We start from the raw sequence: 15,202 nt of genomic DNA, 5'->3' as shown, positions 1-15,202 counted from the left end.
TATTCCAGTCGGATGGATACGGTTGGTTTAGTGCAGAGGCAGTGCCCGTATGTCAGATCTGATATCAATCCTGTCCGTGAAGACAAAAGCTGAACTTATCCATCCTTCAGATCCAGAACGCTTTGATCAGGAAGACGACCAGAAAAGTAATGAATACCGTGCCAACCACATTGAGGAAAAGTCCAGCACGGATCATGGACTGGATTTTCATATGCCCGGTTGCAAATACAATCGCATTGGGCGGGGTTGCCACCGGCATCATGAATGCGCAGCTTGCTGCGATGGCGGCAGGAACCGTGATCAGAAGCGGGTCGATGTCGAGGGAGACCGCAAGGGCACCCAGCAAGGGCAGGAAAGCTGCTGCGGTTGCAGTGTTGGAGGTGATCTCGGTGAGAAAGATAATCACCAGTACGATGATCCCGACCAGCAGTAGCAGCGGAAGTATGTTGAATACCGACAACTGCATGGCAATCCATTCGGCCAGGCCGGAACTCTTGACCACGCCTGCCAGCGCCAGACCGCCGCCGAACAGCAGCAATACACCCCATGGCAGCTTCTGTGCTGCCTCCCAGTCCAGCAAGCGCGTGTTGCCGCCGGTGCCGCTTGGTACGAGAAACAGTGTGATGCCGGCAATCAGTGCAACTGCTGTGTCAGACAGCCATGCAACGCCGACATCATTGAGCATGGGACGCACCATCCAGGCTGCGGCAGCGGCAGCAAAGACGATGCCCACGCGACGCTCCGCAGGACTGAGTGGGCCCAGCCGCGCCAATTCGCGACGCAGCACACCCGCACTGTCGCTATCAGTGCGGAACTTGAAGCCACCGCGCGTCAGCCACCACCAGGTAATGGCCATCATTACTATGCTGACCGGCAAGCCTATCGCCATCCACTGTGCGAAACCAATGTCGATTCCGTGATTTTTCGCCAAATAGCCAGCCAGCAATGCATTCGGCGGGGTGCCGATCAGGGTCGCGATGCCGCCGATGCTGGCGGAGTAGGCGATTGCCAACAGCAGCGCAGTGGCGTAGCGCTCTGTCTCCGCCTCATCGTTATCCGCCCCCAGGAGGCTGACGACCGACAGCCCGATCGGCAACATCATGATGGCGGTCGCCGTATTGGACACCCACATGCTGAGAAAGCCGGTGGCGATCATGAAGCCGCCGATCTGGTTTTTCGGCTGCGATCCCACCAGTAGCAGCACACGAAGCGCAATGCGCCGGTGCAGGTTCCAGCGCTGCATGGCAATGCCGAGGAGGAAGCCGCCAAGAAAAAGAAAGATGATCGGATTCCCGTACGTGGCTGTTGTCACATCAAGCTTCGCAATGCCAAGCATGGGGACAAGCACGATGGGAAGCAGTGAGGTGGCGGGTATGGGGATCGCTTCGGTCGCCCACCAGGTCGCCATCAACAGAGCGAGACCGACGCAGTGCCAAGCGGTAATGGGCATTTCCGCAGGGGCAGGCGTGAGCAGAACCATCAACAGCCAGGCCGGGCCCAGCCACAAGCCTATACTCGCGGCCCGCGACGGGGGGGCATTTTCCGGAGTGCGCACATCACTCATTGTCTCTCCTTTTATCCTGGATGCCTGACATGCTAACAGGGTGAAGGCAGCTGCACGCCAATCTACCGTGTCCTCGACCAACTCCTCCCACAAAGAAATTGATAGGAATCGCACTCAGTCTCACCAACAACTGGTTCTGACTGCACACTTTTGGCATGCGGCATGTGTGGCCAACCGCATGCTTCCGTGGGTATTGACCCGTTTCAAGTTGCTGTGGTACGAATGCAAATGATAATGATTATCGTTTACATGTCCTTACATTCCCGTTAGAATCATTGTTTTTCAAGCAGTGTTTCCACCCACTCATACCGAAGAGACCGCCTCGCCATGAAAGCAATAACAAGCCGCAAGCATTCGTCCACCCGCAACCAGGTCATGCGCACCGCGCTGGCCGCTGTCCTGCTGCCGCTCGGCGCGCAGGCAGCCGGCATCGATGCAGCGGCCCCCGTCGACGTCGTTCCAGAAACCAAGGTCGAGATCGTCGGCAAATACGAAAACGCGTTCCGCGCCGAACAGGCGTCGTCGCCCAAGTACACCGAGCGCCTGGTCGATACCGCGCAGACGCTCCAGGTCATCAAGAAAGAACTGTTCGAGCAGCAGGGCGCCCTGACGCTCACCGAAGCGCTGCGCAACACGCCAGGCGTGGGCGCATTCTTCCTGGGCGAGAACGGCAACACCACCACCGGCGACGCGATCCTCATGCGCGGCTTCGATACGTCGAGCTCCATTTTCGTCGACGGCGTGCGCGACATCGGCTCGATCTCGCGCGACGTCTTCAACCTCGAACAGATCGAAGTGCTCAAGGGCCCGGCGGGCACCGACAATGGCCGCGGCTCGCCAACCGGCTCGGTCAACCTGGTGTCGAAGAAGGCCAGCATGACGGACGCTATGTCCACTGCGATCACCGGCGGCAGCGGCTCGCAAAAGCGCGTCACGGCCGACGTCAACAAAGTGCTGAACGAAGAGCGCGGCATCGCGCTGCGCCTGAACGTGCTGGCCCAGGACGCGGGCAGTGCCTCGCGCGACGTGGTCGAAAACAAGCGCTGGGCAATCGCGCCGAGCATCGGCTTTGGCCTGAACGGCGCCACGCGCGTGCATCTGGACTACCTGCACGTCGACCAGAACAACATCCCCGACGGTGGCGTCTACGTCATCGGCCTGCCTGGCTACACGAGCCCGGACCGCACCCGACCTTTTGTCACCGACGGCAAGAAGGTCGATCCGAAGAACTTCTATGGCTCGACCGGCGACTATGACGACGTGAAGGCCGACATGGCCACGGTGCGCATCGAGCATGACTTCTCGCCGACGATGAAGCTGCAGAACACGAGCCGCTACGGCAAGACGTCGCAGGACTACTTGCTGAGCGCGTTCCTGACCAGCGCCGCCAACCTGGGCACCCCGAACCCGGCCGACCCGAACACGTGGACGCTGGCGCGCAGCATCCGCACCGGCAAGGATCAGGAAAATAAAATCCTGACCAACGTGACGACGCTGACGTCGCAGTTCGACACCGGCGCGGTCAAGCACACGCTCGTGGCTGGCCTGGAATTGACCAGCGAGCGCCAGACCACCTGGGGCCTGACGGGTCTGGGCACGCTGCCGGCTGCGAACATCTACAACCCGAACCCGAACGACGCCCCGACCACGCCCGTGAATGCGCGCCGCACCGGCGCCTATAACGAAGGCGAGGTCGATACCCAGAGCCTGTACGTGTTTGACACCGCCAAGATCGGCGAGCGCTGGATCATCAATGGCGGCGTGCGGGTCGATCATTTCCGCGCCGATTATTCGACCGTGGCGCTGACCAACAACGTGCTCGTGCCGAACCGCTTCAAGGTCGGCGACAACCTGGTCAACGGCAAGCTGTCGGCCCTGTACAAGCCGACCGCCAACAGCAGCGTGTATGCGATGGTGGCCAGCTCGAAGCAGCCACCGGGCGGCAACTTCACCGTCTCGGGCAATGCCAACAGCGCGCAGAATCCGATCTACGATCCGCAAGAGTCGACCACCACCGAATTTGGCGGCAAGCTCGATCTGCTCAAGTCCAAGCTGTCGCTGTCGGGCGCGCTGTTCCGCACCGATGTCAAGAACGAGGTCGAGCAGGATCCGGTCAACCTGCAGTATTACCAGACGGGGGAGAAGCGCGTGCAGGGCATCGAGCTGGGCGCAACGGGCGAACTGGCGCCGCACTGGCTCGTCAGCGCCGGTTACGTCTACATGGACACGAGCGTCGAACGTGGCCGCAACGTGACTGCCTCGGGGGAGAACAGCCTGACCTACACGCCGAAGCAATCGTTCACCGCCTGGACCTCGTACGACCTGCCATGGGGCCTGCGCATCGGCGGCGGCGCGCGCTTCTCGGACAAGCTCAAACGCGGCACCGACGGCGCCATCGGCACCCCGGCCTACACCGATTCGTACTGGGTGGTCGATGCGATGCTGGGTTACCGCTTGACGAAGAACATCGACCTGCGCCTGAACGTCTATAACCTGACCGACGAAAAATACGTCGTCGCGATCAACAAGAGCGGCTACCGCTACACGCCGGGCGTGGCGCGTTCGGCCAGCCTGACGGCCAATATCGGGTTCTGAAATCGGCTTCTGACCCGCGTGCGTTGCGGGCCGGCGGAGGGCGCTTGCGCTATACTCGCCGGCCATGCGCATACAGCTTTTTTCCGACCTCCACCTCGAACGGTACCCCGACTTCCAGCCGCAGATCCTCCCCGGCACGGATGTCGTGGTGCTGGCCGGCGACATCGGCTCGTACCAACCCGGCTCGCGCCTGCTCACGCAGGACTTCGGGCTGGAACGTTTTTCACCGCTCCTCGTGCCTGCCCTGGCGCAGGCGCAGGTCCTGTTCATCCCCGGTAACCACGAATTCGACGCGCTCGACTACGATGCCACCTACGCGCGCCTGCAGGAAACCTGCACGCGCCTGGGCATCACCTGGCTCGATCGCGAAATCGTCACGATCGATGGCGTGCGTTTCATCGGCACCACGCTGTGGAGCGACTTCGATGCGCTGGTGGAAGAGGGCGCGCCGCTGACGAAGCAGCTGCAGCAGCGCACCAAGGCCTTCCGCGCCGCGAACTACTATCTGAGCAAGAACACGACCATCAAGGATGGGGAACCGGTGCTGGCCGAAGGCATCCGCGCGCTCTCGCTTGATTGCCAGGCCTGGCTGCGCGCGGCGCTGGCCACGCCGTTCGAGGGCAAGACGGTCGTCGTCACGCATTTTGCCCCGAGCCTCGAAAGCGCCGACCCGCGCTACGGCAAGACGCCCGGCACGGCCGGCTTCTGCAATTCGCTGGACGCGTTGTTCAAGCGCGCGCAGGTGTGGATGCATGGCCACCTGCACTGCGCGAACGATTACGTGGTCGAGGGCCGCGACGGCCCGCTGTCTTGGGGCTGCCGCGTGGTGGCCAACCCGCTCGGGTATCTGAGCAAGGGCGAGCAGGAAGGGTATCGTCCGGCGCTGGTCATCGAGCTGTAGTCACTCGCGCGGCGAACGTTCCTGCAACAGGTTCTCCATCAGTGTGTCGATGCTGTCCACCTCGGCCGGCTGCTGTTCCAGCTGCCGCTGCTGCTGTTCCAACTGCTGATCTGCATACTCCGCATACACCCAGTCGCCAGCGACGTTCACGACGCCATCGGGCACCAGCGGCGCGCGTTCTGGGGCGTTGGCCAGCGCGACGCGCATGTAATCGACCCAGATCGGCAGCGCCAGCGTCGCGCCGAATTCGCGCCCGCCCAGCGAGCGCGGTTCGTCGTAGCCCATCCACGCCACCGCCACCACCGGACCGCTGTAGCCGGCGAACCAGCCGTCGATCGCATTGCTCGTCGTGCCAGTCTTGCCAGCCAGGTCGCTCCGCCCGAGCTGACGTGACGCAGCAGCAGCCGTGCCCACGCGCGCCACGTCGCGCAGCATGCTGTCGGTAATGAAGGCATTGCGCGCATCGAGCACACGAACCGGTTCCTTGCGGGCGTGTTCGTAGACCACCTTGCCGTCGCCATCCTGGATGCGGGCGATCAGCCACGGTTCGACCCGGTCACCACCGTTGGCAAGCACCGTATAGGCGCCTGCCATCTGCAGCGGCGTGACGGCGCCTGTGCCAAGGGCCATGGTCAGGTTGCGCGGATGGCGCGCGGCGTCGAAGCCAAATTGCGCCAGATGCGCACGCGTGTCGTCCACGCCGATCGCCTGCAGCATGCGCACGGTGGGCACGTTTCTCGAGCGCGTCAGCGCATGGCGCACCGTTACCAAACCTTCAAACGTATTGTCGTCATTGCGCGGCGACCAGCCGGCAGCGCCGTTGTCGCCGCCAAGGTCGAGCGGTGCATCGAGGATCGGCGTGCCAGGGAAGAAGCCCCGTTCCAGGCCCGCCGAATACACGAACGGCTTGATGCTCGATCCCGGCTGGCGCCAGGCTTGCGTCACGTGATTGAACTTGTTCAGTCCAAAATCGAAGCCGCCGACCAGCGCGCGGTAGGCGCCCGTCCCGGCGTCGACCGCGACGAAGGCGGCCGCCACTTCGGGTAGTTGCGTGATCGCCCAGTCGCCTTCCGATTTGCTCAGGCGGATGACGGCGCCGGGAGAGAGTTTCACACCGGCTTTCGCAGCAGATGCCAGCGCACCTGCTGCGAACTTCAGGCCAGCGCCGGTGATCTCGATCGTCTCGCCGCTCGTCGTGGCAGCCCGTACGCGCTTGGCCGATGCGCTGACGACGACGGCGGGCACGAAGCCGTCCACGGCCGGGCGTTTCTGCAGTACGGCGGCCACTGCATCGTCACGCGCCTCGCCCGCGGCCGGCAGCGTGATGCGCGCTTCCGGGCCGCGGTAGCCGTGGCGCCGGTCGTACGCCACGACGTTGCGGCGCACCGCATCCCAGGCGGCCTCCTGTTCGGCGGCGATGACGGTCGTCGTCACCGTGATTCCCCGTTCGTAGGCCGCCGCGCCAAAGCGCGTATGCACAGCCTGGCGCGCGATCTCGGCGACCCAGGCGGCGCGCCCGCCGTAGCCGGCGCCGTCACGCCTGAGGGTCAACGGCTCGGCCAGCGCGCGCCGGTACTGCGGCTCGGTGATCGCCTTTAACTCGAACATGCGGCGCAGGACCGTATGCTGGCGCTTCGTTGCCGCCGCCGGGTTCGTGATCGGATTGCTGCTGGAAGGATTCTGCGGCAGGCCGGCGAGCATCGCCGTTTCAGCCAGTGTCAGGTCGTTCAGCGATTTGCCGAAGTAGGTGCGCGCCGCGCTGGAAAAGCCGTACGAGCGCTGGCCCAGATAGATCTGGTTCAGGTAGACCTCAAGGATCTGGTCCTTGGTCAGCGCCTTTTCGATCTTGTAGGCCAGCGCGATTTCGGTGAGCTTGCGCGGCAGCGTCTTGTCGCGCGACAGAAAGAAGTTGCGCGCCACCTGCATTGTGATGGTCGACGCGCCCTGGCTGCCGAAGTCGGTGATGTTCGCTTTGGCCGCGCCCAGTGCCCGGATCCAGTCGATCCCGCCATGCTCGTAGAAGCGCGTGTCTTCGATCGCCAGCACGGCGGTCTTCATCAGGGCGGGCACCTTCGCGATCTGCACGAAGTCGCGCCGCTCGGCGCCGAATTCCCCGATCAGCACCTTGTCAGCACTGTAGACGCGCAGCGGAATCTTGGGGCGGTAGTCGGTGACGGCGCTGATGTCCGGCACCTCGGGCAGGATCGACGCGTCCACCGGTAGCGGGGCAGCGAGGATCAGTGCAGACAACAGCAAGGGAAGGAACGGGCGGGCAGGCATCATGGCAAATAGTCAGGTAGGTAGTCAGGGCATCGTCGATAAATCGTCGGTGAATCGTCACGACGATTCGATGCCGATCTTACGTCCGCCTGGCTGCGCCTGCTGGCTTTGAAACCGGGTATTACAACTTGCGCTACGAGGGTGCGCCCGGCGCTACCTGCATCGATCCCCGCGTCATTCCATCGGGCTGCACACATCCGTGCCCGCCGCCAGCGCCTTGAGCTTGACCGGATCGAGCAGCGTGACCTCGCGCTTGTCGACGGCGAGCCAGCCCTGTTTCTTGAAGCGCGACAGCAGGCGGCTGATGCTCTCGATCGTCAGGCCCAGGTAATTGCCGATGTCTTCGCGCGACATGCGCAGCTGGAACTGCGTGCTTGAGTAGCCGCGCGCCGCGTAGCGCGCCGACAGGTTGACCAGGAAGACGGCAAAGCGCTGTTCGGCGCGCATATTGCCCAGCAAAAGCATGACGTTCTGCTCGCGCGTGATTTCCTGGCTCATGATGCGGTGGAAGTGGCGCAGCAGTGCCGGCACTTCGCCGAACAGTTCTTCGAGCCGCACGAACGGGATCTCGCACACTTCGCTGTCCTCGAGCGCGACGGCGTCGCAATGGTGGGTGCCGCTGATTGCGTCCATGCCCAGCAATTCGCCGGCCATCTGGAAGCCCGTGATCTGGGCTTCGCCGGCGGCGTTGATCTGGAAGGTCTTGAAGTGGCCGAAGCGCACCGCATACAGGTTGCGAAACGGCTCACCCACCTGGTATAGGCGCTCGTCGCGCGCCAGCCGCCGGCGCCGGCCGATGATCTGGTCGAGGCGCACGATGTCGGCGTCTTCCAGGCCCATCGGAAGACACAGCTGGTGCATGCTGCAACTGGCGCAGGACTTGAGTGCCTGGATGCTCACGAGCGGTTCGGAAGGGGAAGAGGAAGCTGGAATCATGGGATAGGCCGGCAGAGGTTCAGCCCGGATTATAGTCCCGCTGTCAGCTTTCCCCGTCAGTATCGCTCTGGCCCTTTGGTTCGGCCAGTTTCACGCCGCGCCGGGCCAGGCCTTCGCGCAGCAGGAATTCGATTTCCGCGTTCACGCTGCGCAGGTCGCGCGCGGCCAGGCGCTGCAGTTCATCCCACAGCGCCGGGTCGATGCGTAGCGCGAATGCTTTTTTTCCTGGACTTGCCATGCTGGTCGGCCGCTAGTTGTACAGCGTGCCCGTGTTGATGATCGGTTGCGTTTCCTTGTCCGAGCACAGTACCACGAGCAGATTGCTGACCATCGCCGCCTTGCGCTCGTCGTCCAGCTCCACGATGCCGCGCTCCGACAATCCTTTCAGCGCCGCTTCGACCATGCTCACGGCGCCATGCACGATCTTGCTGCGGGCGCTGATGATGGCTTCGGCCTGCTGGCGCCGCAGCATGACCTGGGCGATTTCGGCGGCGTAGGCAAGGTGCGTCAGCTTGGCGTCGAGCACCTCGACACCGGCCGCTTCGAAGCGCGCCTGCAACTCGGTCTTGAGGGCGTCGGCAACGACGTCCATGCCGGCGCGCAGCGTGGTCTCGCCCTGCGGCAGATCTTCGCCTTCGTCGTACGCGTACTGCGAGGCCAGGTGCCGCAGCGCTGCTTCGGCCTGGATGGAGACGTAGCGCTCGAAATCGTCGACTTCGAACACGGCCTGCGCCGTGTCACGCACGCGCCAGACAACGGCCGCGCTGATTTCCACCGGGTTGCCGCGCTTGTCGTTGACCTTCAGCGTGGGTGCATTGAAGTTGCGGGCGCGCAGCGACAGGCGCCGCTTGACGTACAGCGGGAAGGCCCAGCGCAGGCCTTCGCTGCGGTCGGTGCCGATGTACTTGCCGAACAGGGTGAGGATCGCGCTTTCGTTCGGCTGCAGCATGAACAGGCCTGTCAGGCAGAGCAGACCGGCCAGTCCCAGCGCGACGGCACCCAGGAGCGGCAAGCCGGCGGGCGTTTCGACGCCAGTCTTGAACAGGTAGGCTGCACCCAGCAGGAAAACAATGCCGGCGCAAGCGGCCAGGTAGCCATTCGCGGACGAAAATGCCTTTTCGCGGCGGGTGTGCGATGCGTTCATGCTTGAACCTCTTCTGGGTGGGTGTGACATCAAAGTGATATCACTTTAGGATTGCCAGAAAGTATTGTCAAGCGATTTTGCGAACATCCCGACCGTGCGGATCGTGCTTAGTTGGCCAGGCCTTTTTGCAGCAGTTCGGCTACCAGCGCATTGAGTTCGACGCCGCGCTCTTTGCTCAGCGTTTGCAGCTGCGCCACCAGATCGCCATTGAGCTTGACGGCGAACGGCACCAGTCCCAGCGCGCGGTCGCGTTCGCGCTGTTCGCGGCGATCCGGCGCCGCCTCTTTCGCTGGCGCGCCGACGACGGCGCCCCGGGCAGCCATCTGGCCTTGAATCTTCTTGGCGTCGCCTTTTGCCATGTCAGTCTTTTTCATCACGTGCCTTTAGTTTGTTGGAGCCGAATTCTACTCTTGAAACGGGCCACCAACGGGAATTGGCAAGCGGCGCGCATTTGGTGGCATGATGGGCGTGGCAGCACGACAGCAGGCGCGCCGTGGCGTAGCCTGCCCCCTGCAACCCCATCAGGAGACCACCATGACGCCCACCCAGCGCTTCGTGCAGGCGCGCGATTTCCTCCAGCAGCACCGGCTCGACTACGAGACCGCCTGCCGCGACTACCAGCCCCCGCAGCTGTCCACCTTCAACTGGGCGCTCGACTTTTTCGACCACCAGGCCCGGGACAACCACGGCATTGCGCTGTGGGTCGTCGACGAAGACGGCACCGAGCACAAGATCACGTACGCCGACATGGCCGCCCGCTCCAGTCAGGTCGCCGAGTACCTGCGCAACTGCGGCGTGCGCCGTGGCGACCGGGTGCTGCTGATGCTGCCGAACCGCGTCGAACTGTGGGAAGTCATGCTCGCCGGGATCAAGCTGGGCGCCGTGCTGGTACCCACGACGATGCTGCTGTCCGGCGACGACCTGGCCGACCGGATCGCGCGCGGCGGCATCAAGCACGTGATCACGCAGGCATCCGAGACGCACAAGTTCGCCGCGCTGCCAGGCTGTTTTACCCGCATCGCGGTGGGCGGCGCGCACGAAGGCAGCAATTTAGGCTGGCATGACTACGCCGCCAGCCACGCCGTGGTGAGCGTGTTCGTGCCCGAGGGCGAGACGCTGGCCACCGATCCGCTGCTGCTGTACTTCACGTCCGGTACCACGGCGCGGCCGAAACTCGTACTGCACACGCACCAGAGCTATCCCGTCGGCCACCTGTCGACGATGTACTGGATCGGCCTGCAGGCGGGCGACATCCACTGGAACATCAGCTCGCCCGGCTGGGCCAAGCATGCCTGGAGCTGTTTCTTCGCGCCCTGGAACGCGGGCGCCACCGTGTTCGTCTACAACTACGAACGCTTCGCCGGCGCGGCCGTGCTGAACGTGATCGAGCGCTGCCGCGTGACGTCGCTGTGCGCGCCGCCGACCGTCTGGCGCATGCTGATCAAGGAAGACCTGGCGGCCTGCAAACCGGCCCTGCGCGAACTGGTGGGGGCGGGCGAGCCGCTCAACCCCGAAGTCATCGAGCAGGTCGAGCGCGCCTGGGGCATCCGCATCCGCGACGGCTTCGGCCAGTCCGAGACCACCTGCCAGATCGGCAATTCTCCAGGCCAGCCCCTCAAGCCCGGCTCGATGGGCCGCGTGCTGCCGGGGTACCGCATCGCGCTGCTCGACATCGACGACGCACCGGCCACCGAAGGCGAGATCGCGGTGGTGCTGGCAGCCAATCCGGTTGGCCTGATGGCGGGGTACGAGGGCGATGCCGACAAGACGCGCGATGTCATGCGCGCCGGCCACTATCACACGGGCGACACGGCGGCGATCGACAGCGACGGCTACTATTTTTATGTGGGCCGCAACGACGACGTGTTCAAGTCGGCCGATTACCGCATCAGCCCCTTCGAGCTCGAAAGTGTGCTGATCGAACACGAGAGCGTGCTCGAAGCGGCGATCGTACCGAGTCCCGATCCGCTGCGGCTGTCGGTGCCGAAGGCCTTCGTCACGCTGCGCGCCGGCGTTGCACCGAGCCGCGAAATGGCGGCTGCGCTGTTCGCGTTCAGCCGCGCGCGCCTGGCGCCGTATCAGCGGATCCGGCGCATCACGTTCCGCGAGCTGCCCAAGACCATCTCGGGCAAGATCCGGCGCGTCGAGTTGCGGCGCGAAGAAGCAGGGCGGAGTGGCGGCGCGGGCGATGCGCCTGAATACCGCGAGGAGGATTTCCCCGTCTAGCGGCAAGTGCGTGGCGTTTTGGACGAATGCAGCCATAATGGATGCTCTCTTTTTCTCGTCCTTGCGCCACCTCGATGACCACCAAGCGAACCCCAGCCACGCCGGCTGACACCAGCACCGCCACGGCCACGCTAGATAACGGCCCGTCGTACGAAGTACGCCAGTCGCCGATCCACGGTAACGGCGTTTTCGCCAGGAAGCCCATCGCCGCGGGCGAGCGCATCATCGAGTACCGCGGTGAGCGCATCAGCTGGGACCTCGCGACCGAGCGCGCCGAAAAGGCCGGCGGCCCGGTCAACCACACCTTCTATTTCAGCCTGGCCGACGGCCGCGTGATCGACGGCGGCCGGCGTGGCAACGAAGCGCGCTGGATCAACCACGCCTGCTCGCCCAACTGCGAAGCGTTCGAGGATGAAGGCAAGGTCTACATCCATGCGATGCACGACATCGACGCCGGTGAAGAGCTGAACTACAATTACGCCCTGATCTACGAAGAGCGCCATACGCCCAAGCTCAAGAAACTGTTCGCCTGCCGCTGCGGTACGCCCGGCTGCACGGGCACGATGCTTGCGCCGAAGCGCCGCACCCGCACGCCAGCCGCCGGCAAATGAACCAAGCCCCGGCTGGCCTGGTCAGGCCGGCCCGCCCCATCATCGACCTGGAGCAACGATGAAACCAGTAGTTCGCAGCCTGCTTGAAACTGATCTGTATAAATTCACGATGTGGCAGGCTTTGCTGCACAGCCACCCGGGCGCGACGGGCGAGTATGAATTCCGCTGCCGTAACGAGCCGGCCTATCCGCTGGCGGAGCTCAAGGAAGACATCGAACGCGAGCTCGATCACCTGTGCTCGATGATGTTTACCGAGCACGAAGTCGCCTACCTGCGCGGACTGCGCTTCATCAAGGGCGACTTCGCCGACTTCCTCACGCTGTTTCGCTTCCAGCGCAAGTTCATCCAGGTCACGACCGACGGCCCGCATCTGCGCATCCGCGCCAGCGGCCCGCTGGTGCACGTGATGGGCTATGAAATCTTCGTGCTCTACATCGTCAACGAGCTGTATTTCCGCCGCTTCGACCAGGCCGAGGCCATGGAAGTAGCGCGTGCGCGCCTGCGCCAGAAGATCGACGAACTGCGCGCCTTTGGCGAAGAAGCCCCGCGCGCCAACCCGTTCGAGTTCTTCGACTTCGGCGTGCGCCGCCGCTTTTCGGGCGAGTGGCACGACGAAGTGGTGCAGACGCTGGCGCGCGAGCTGCCGGTGTACTTCAAGGGCACGTCGAACGTCTACCTGGCCTACAAGTTCAATCTGGTCCCGATCGGCACGATGGCGCATGAATACCTGCAGGCGCACCAGGCCTTCGGCACGCGTCTGGTCGATTTCCAGAGCGCCGCGCTCGAGAACTGGGTGCAGGAATACCGGGGCGACCTGGGTACGGCGCTCACCGACGTCGTCGGCATGGACGCCTTCCTGGCCGACTTCGACCTGTACTTCGCCAAGCTGTTCGACGGCCTGCGTCACGACTCGGGCGATCCGGTCGTGTGGGGCGAAAAAGCGCTGGCCCATTACGCGCGCCTGCGCATCAATGCGCGCACCAAGCGCCTCGTGTTCTCGGACGCGCTGACCATCCCCAAGGCCCTTGACCTGTACCGCCATTTCGCCGACCGCGTGATGACGGGCTTCGGCATCGGCACCAAGCTGACCAACGACACGCCTTTCCCGGCGATCAATATCGTCATGAAGCTCGTGCGCTGCAACGGCCAGCCGGTGGCCAAACTGTCGGACGAACCGGGCAAGTCGCAGTGCACCGACGTGACCTACATCGCCTATCTGCGTCAGGTGTTCAACCACCCGGTCTAGCCGTGCGCAAGATTGTGTGAGTTTATGGCAGCGCCACGCGCGCTATGCTCTCGGTTTCCCGCCATCGCCCAGGAGACCGCCATGCAGCAGCTCGCCCCATTCGCCATCGCCGTGTTGTTCGCTACCCCAACCGTGGCCGTCCATGCCCAGCAGGCCGACCAGACCACGGCAGGCGCCGAAGCGGCCGGGCGCTGGCTGGCACTGGCCGATGCGGGCAAGGGCGAGGCCACGTGGCATGCCGCAGGCGCGGTCTTCCAGGCGGCAGTGAGCCAGAGGGAATGGACGGCCGCGCTCGAGCAGGCGCGCACGCCATACGGCGCGCTGACCAGGCGGACCCTGGCCGACGCGCGAGCCACGCGCACGCTGCCGGGCGCGCCCGAAGGCGACTACGTCGTGCTGCAATACCAGTCCAGCTTTTCCAATCGGCCGACCGTAACCGAAACAGTGATCGTGATGCGCGAGACAGACGGCAACTGGAAGACGATCACGTACGTGATCCGCTAGCGGCTGCGCGGCGCTGCGGGGGTGCCGCCTTGTTTGCAGGTGCCTCCTTTGCCGGTGCCTTCTTGCGTGGCTTTTCTTCTTCGTGCCTGAGCCGCTGCTGCAGCATCGCCAGTACCGCTGCTTCTTCGGGTTGCAGTGCGTGCAGGTCTTCGGCCAGCTTTTCTTCGGTCCTTTCGCGCATCACGTCCAGGGGCGCGCCTTCGAGGTAGGCGTCCAGCACGGCCGGGTGCACATAGCACTTGCGGCAGATCGTCGGCGTGTTGCCGAGCTTTTCGGCCACCGACTCGATCGCGCGCACGATGTTCTTCTTCGCCTGCGTTTCGGAGTCGAATTTTTCGAATTCCTGCAGGGCCAGCGCCGCCAGCACGGTGCCGGACCAGGTGCGGAAATCCTTGGCCGTGTACTCTTCGCCCGTGATGTTGCGCAGGTAGTCGTTGACGTCGCTGGAGTCAACGCTGTGCGTCTCGCCATCGTCGTCGATGTACTGGAACAGTTCCTGTCCCGGCAGGTCGCGCGTGCGCTTGACGATGCCGGCCAGGCGCCGGTCGTGCACCTTGACCTTGTGGTACACGCCGCTCTTGCCGCGGAAGCTGAATTGCACGTCGCTGCCATCGACTTTGACGTGGCGGTTGCGCAGCGTCGTCAGGCCGAACGATTTGTTGGTACGCGCATATTCCTCGTTCCCGACCCGCATCATCGTCGCTTCGAGCAGGTAGACGATCGTGGCCAGTACTTTTTCACGTGGCAGGCCGGGCAGCTTGAGGGCGCGGTCGACCTCATGCCGGATCGCCGGCAGCGCGTCGCCGAACTTGAGCATGCGTTCGTACTTCACTTCATCGCGCGCCGTGCGCCACTTTGGATGGTAGCGGTATTGCTTGCGCCCGCGCGCATCGCGCCCGGTTGCCTGCAGGTGGCCGTTGGCTTGCGCGCAGATCCAGACGTCCTGCCACGCGGGCGGGATCACGAGGCCCTTGATGCGCGCCAGCGTAGCTTCGTCCTTCACCGGCTCGCCGTGCGCGTCCAGGTAGCGAAAGCCGTCCTTGATGGCCTCGCGGTGGATGCCGGCGCGCCCATCGTGCACGTAGCGCAGGCCAGCCGCACGCGCGGCGCTGGTGGAATCTTTGGTGTCGAGTGCGTCGACGGCGTCGGTTGTCTGACTGGGCATGGCTGCTTCGCGAATGGTGGATATCGCGTC

At 64.0% G+C, this 15,202-nt stretch carries 13 protein-coding genes; 6 read left to right on the top strand and 7 right to left on the bottom strand.

Features of this window, described 5'->3' with window-relative positions; all coding sequences use genetic code 11:
* Positions 1–106: 106 nt before the first annotated feature.
* Entirely contained in the window at positions 107–1,564 is a 1,458-nt protein-coding gene (locus AC1MGT_RS02325; protein WP_499502839.1) for an SLC13 family permease, read from the bottom strand.
* Between the two features lie 327 nt (positions 1,565–1,891).
* Here AC1MGT_RS02325 and AC1MGT_RS02320 point away from each other — a divergent pair, with 327 nt between their 5' ends.
* Both AC1MGT_RS02320 and AC1MGT_RS02315 read left to right on the top strand, forming a co-directional pair.
* Positions 1,892–4,159 (top strand): catecholate siderophore receptor Fiu, encoded by a 2,268-nt coding sequence (locus tag AC1MGT_RS02320; protein ID WP_499502838.1) that lies wholly within the window; start codon positions 1,892–1,894, stop codon positions 4,157–4,159.
* A 64-nt stretch (positions 4,160–4,223) separates the two neighbouring features.
* The gene (locus AC1MGT_RS02315) at positions 4,224–5,060 is read left to right on the top strand and encodes a metallophosphoesterase (protein WP_499502837.1); all 837 of its coding nucleotides are present in this window, start codon (positions 4,224–4,226) and stop codon (positions 5,058–5,060) included.
* Here AC1MGT_RS02315 and AC1MGT_RS02310 read toward each other — a convergent pair whose 3' ends face one another.
* The 5 genes from AC1MGT_RS02310 to AC1MGT_RS02290 all read right to left on the bottom strand — a co-directional run bounded on the left by AC1MGT_RS02310 (position 5,061) and on the right by AC1MGT_RS02290 (position 9,794).
* A complete protein-coding gene (locus AC1MGT_RS02310; RefSeq protein WP_499502836.1) occupies positions 5,061–7,343 on the bottom strand; it encodes a penicillin-binding protein 1A in 2,283 nt (760 codons plus the stop codon).
* 171 nt (positions 7,344–7,514) lie between these two features.
* The gene (fnr, locus tag AC1MGT_RS02305) at positions 7,515–8,276 is read right to left on the bottom strand and encodes a fumarate/nitrate reduction transcriptional regulator Fnr (RefSeq protein ID WP_499502835.1); all 762 of its coding nucleotides are present in this window, start codon (positions 8,274–8,276) and stop codon (positions 7,515–7,517) included.
* Positions 8,277–8,319: 43 nt separating this feature from the next.
* Complete coding sequence (locus tag AC1MGT_RS02300; RefSeq protein ID WP_183553196.1) at positions 8,320–8,514, bottom strand: type II toxin-antitoxin system antitoxin; 195 nt, start codon at positions 8,512–8,514, stop codon at positions 8,320–8,322.
* Positions 8,515–8,526: 12 nt separating this feature from the next.
* On the bottom strand, positions 8,527–9,420 hold the full coding sequence (locus AC1MGT_RS02295) for an SPFH domain-containing protein (protein WP_183553194.1): 894 nt from the start codon (positions 9,418–9,420) through the stop codon (positions 8,527–8,529).
* A gap of 107 nt (positions 9,421–9,527) precedes the next feature.
* Positions 9,528–9,794 carry a hypothetical protein gene (locus AC1MGT_RS02290; protein ID WP_499502834.1) on the bottom strand — a complete coding sequence of 89 codons (267 nt, stop codon included), beginning with the start codon at positions 9,792–9,794 and terminating at the stop codon, positions 9,528–9,530.
* Positions 9,795–9,954: 160 nt separating this feature from the next.
* On the opposite strand from AC1MGT_RS02290, the gene AC1MGT_RS02285 reads away from it, so the two are divergent.
* The 4 genes from AC1MGT_RS02285 (at position 9,955) to AC1MGT_RS02270 (ending at position 14,007) form a co-directional block, all read left to right on the top strand.
* Positions 9,955–11,646, top strand: coding sequence for an AMP-binding protein (locus tag AC1MGT_RS02285; protein WP_499502833.1), 1,692 nt, complete (start codon positions 9,955–9,957; stop codon positions 11,644–11,646).
* A gap of 74 nt (positions 11,647–11,720) precedes the next feature.
* On the top strand, positions 11,721–12,257 hold the full coding sequence (locus tag AC1MGT_RS02280; RefSeq protein ID WP_499502832.1) for an SET domain-containing protein: 537 nt from the start codon (positions 11,721–11,723) through the stop codon (positions 12,255–12,257).
* A 58-nt stretch (positions 12,258–12,315) separates the two neighbouring features.
* Positions 12,316–13,503 carry a nicotinate phosphoribosyltransferase gene (gene pncB, locus AC1MGT_RS02275; protein ID WP_499502831.1) on the top strand — a complete coding sequence of 396 codons (1,188 nt, stop codon included), beginning with the start codon at positions 12,316–12,318 and terminating at the stop codon, positions 13,501–13,503.
* An 81-nt stretch (positions 13,504–13,584) separates the two neighbouring features.
* Positions 13,585–14,007: a DUF4019 domain-containing protein gene (locus AC1MGT_RS02270; RefSeq protein ID WP_499502830.1), complete on the top strand. Its 423-nt coding sequence runs from the start codon at positions 13,585–13,587 to the stop codon at positions 14,005–14,007.
* Here AC1MGT_RS02270 and AC1MGT_RS02265 read toward each other — a convergent pair.
* Entirely contained in the window at positions 13,988–15,172 is a 1,185-nt protein-coding gene (locus AC1MGT_RS02265; protein ID WP_499502829.1) for a DNA topoisomerase IB, read from the bottom strand. The two genes, AC1MGT_RS02270 and AC1MGT_RS02265, sit on opposite strands and share 20 nt — an antisense overlap.
* Positions 15,173–15,202: the final 30 nt, after the last annotated feature.

The organism is Telluria sp. BA11 (assembly GCF_056680305.1).
The sequence above is the reverse complement of the archived record's forward strand: the minus strand, read 5'-3'. Positions and strand labels throughout refer to the sequence as shown.

Excerpts from the sequence above, each read along its gene's own strand:
- AC1MGT_RS02325 (WP_499502839.1), bottom strand. The coding sequence starts at position 1,564 with ATGAGTGATGTGCGCACTCCGGAAAATGCCCCCCCGTCGCGGGCCGCG.
- AC1MGT_RS02320 (WP_499502838.1), top strand. The coding sequence starts at position 1,892 with ATGAAAGCAATAACAAGCCGCAAGCATTCGTCCACCCGCAACCAGGTC.
- AC1MGT_RS02315 (WP_499502837.1), top strand. The coding sequence starts at position 4,224 with ATGCGCATACAGCTTTTTTCCGACCTCCACCTCGAACGGTACCCCGAC.
- AC1MGT_RS02310 (WP_499502836.1), bottom strand. The coding sequence starts at position 7,343 with ATGATGCCTGCCCGCCCGTTCCTTCCCTTGCTGTTGTCTGCACTGATC.
- fnr (WP_499502835.1), bottom strand. The coding sequence starts at position 8,276 with ATGATTCCAGCTTCCTCTTCCCCTTCCGAACCGCTCGTGAGCATCCAG.
- AC1MGT_RS02300 (WP_183553196.1), bottom strand. The coding sequence starts at position 8,514 with ATGGCAAGTCCAGGAAAAAAAGCATTCGCGCTACGCATCGACCCGGCG.
- AC1MGT_RS02295 (WP_183553194.1), bottom strand. The coding sequence starts at position 9,420 with ATGAACGCATCGCACACCCGCCGCGAAAAGGCATTTTCGTCCGCGAAT.
- AC1MGT_RS02290 (WP_499502834.1), bottom strand. The coding sequence starts at position 9,794 with ATGAAAAAGACTGACATGGCAAAAGGCGACGCCAAGAAGATTCAAGGC.
- AC1MGT_RS02285 (WP_499502833.1), top strand. The coding sequence starts at position 9,955 with ATGACGCCCACCCAGCGCTTCGTGCAGGCGCGCGATTTCCTCCAGCAG.
- AC1MGT_RS02280 (WP_499502832.1), top strand. The coding sequence starts at position 11,721 with ATGACCACCAAGCGAACCCCAGCCACGCCGGCTGACACCAGCACCGCC.
- pncB (WP_499502831.1), top strand. The coding sequence starts at position 12,316 with ATGAAACCAGTAGTTCGCAGCCTGCTTGAAACTGATCTGTATAAATTC.
- AC1MGT_RS02270 (WP_499502830.1), top strand. The coding sequence starts at position 13,585 with ATGCAGCAGCTCGCCCCATTCGCCATCGCCGTGTTGTTCGCTACCCCA.
- AC1MGT_RS02265 (WP_499502829.1), bottom strand. The coding sequence starts at position 15,172 with ATGCCCAGTCAGACAACCGACGCCGTCGACGCACTCGACACCAAAGAT.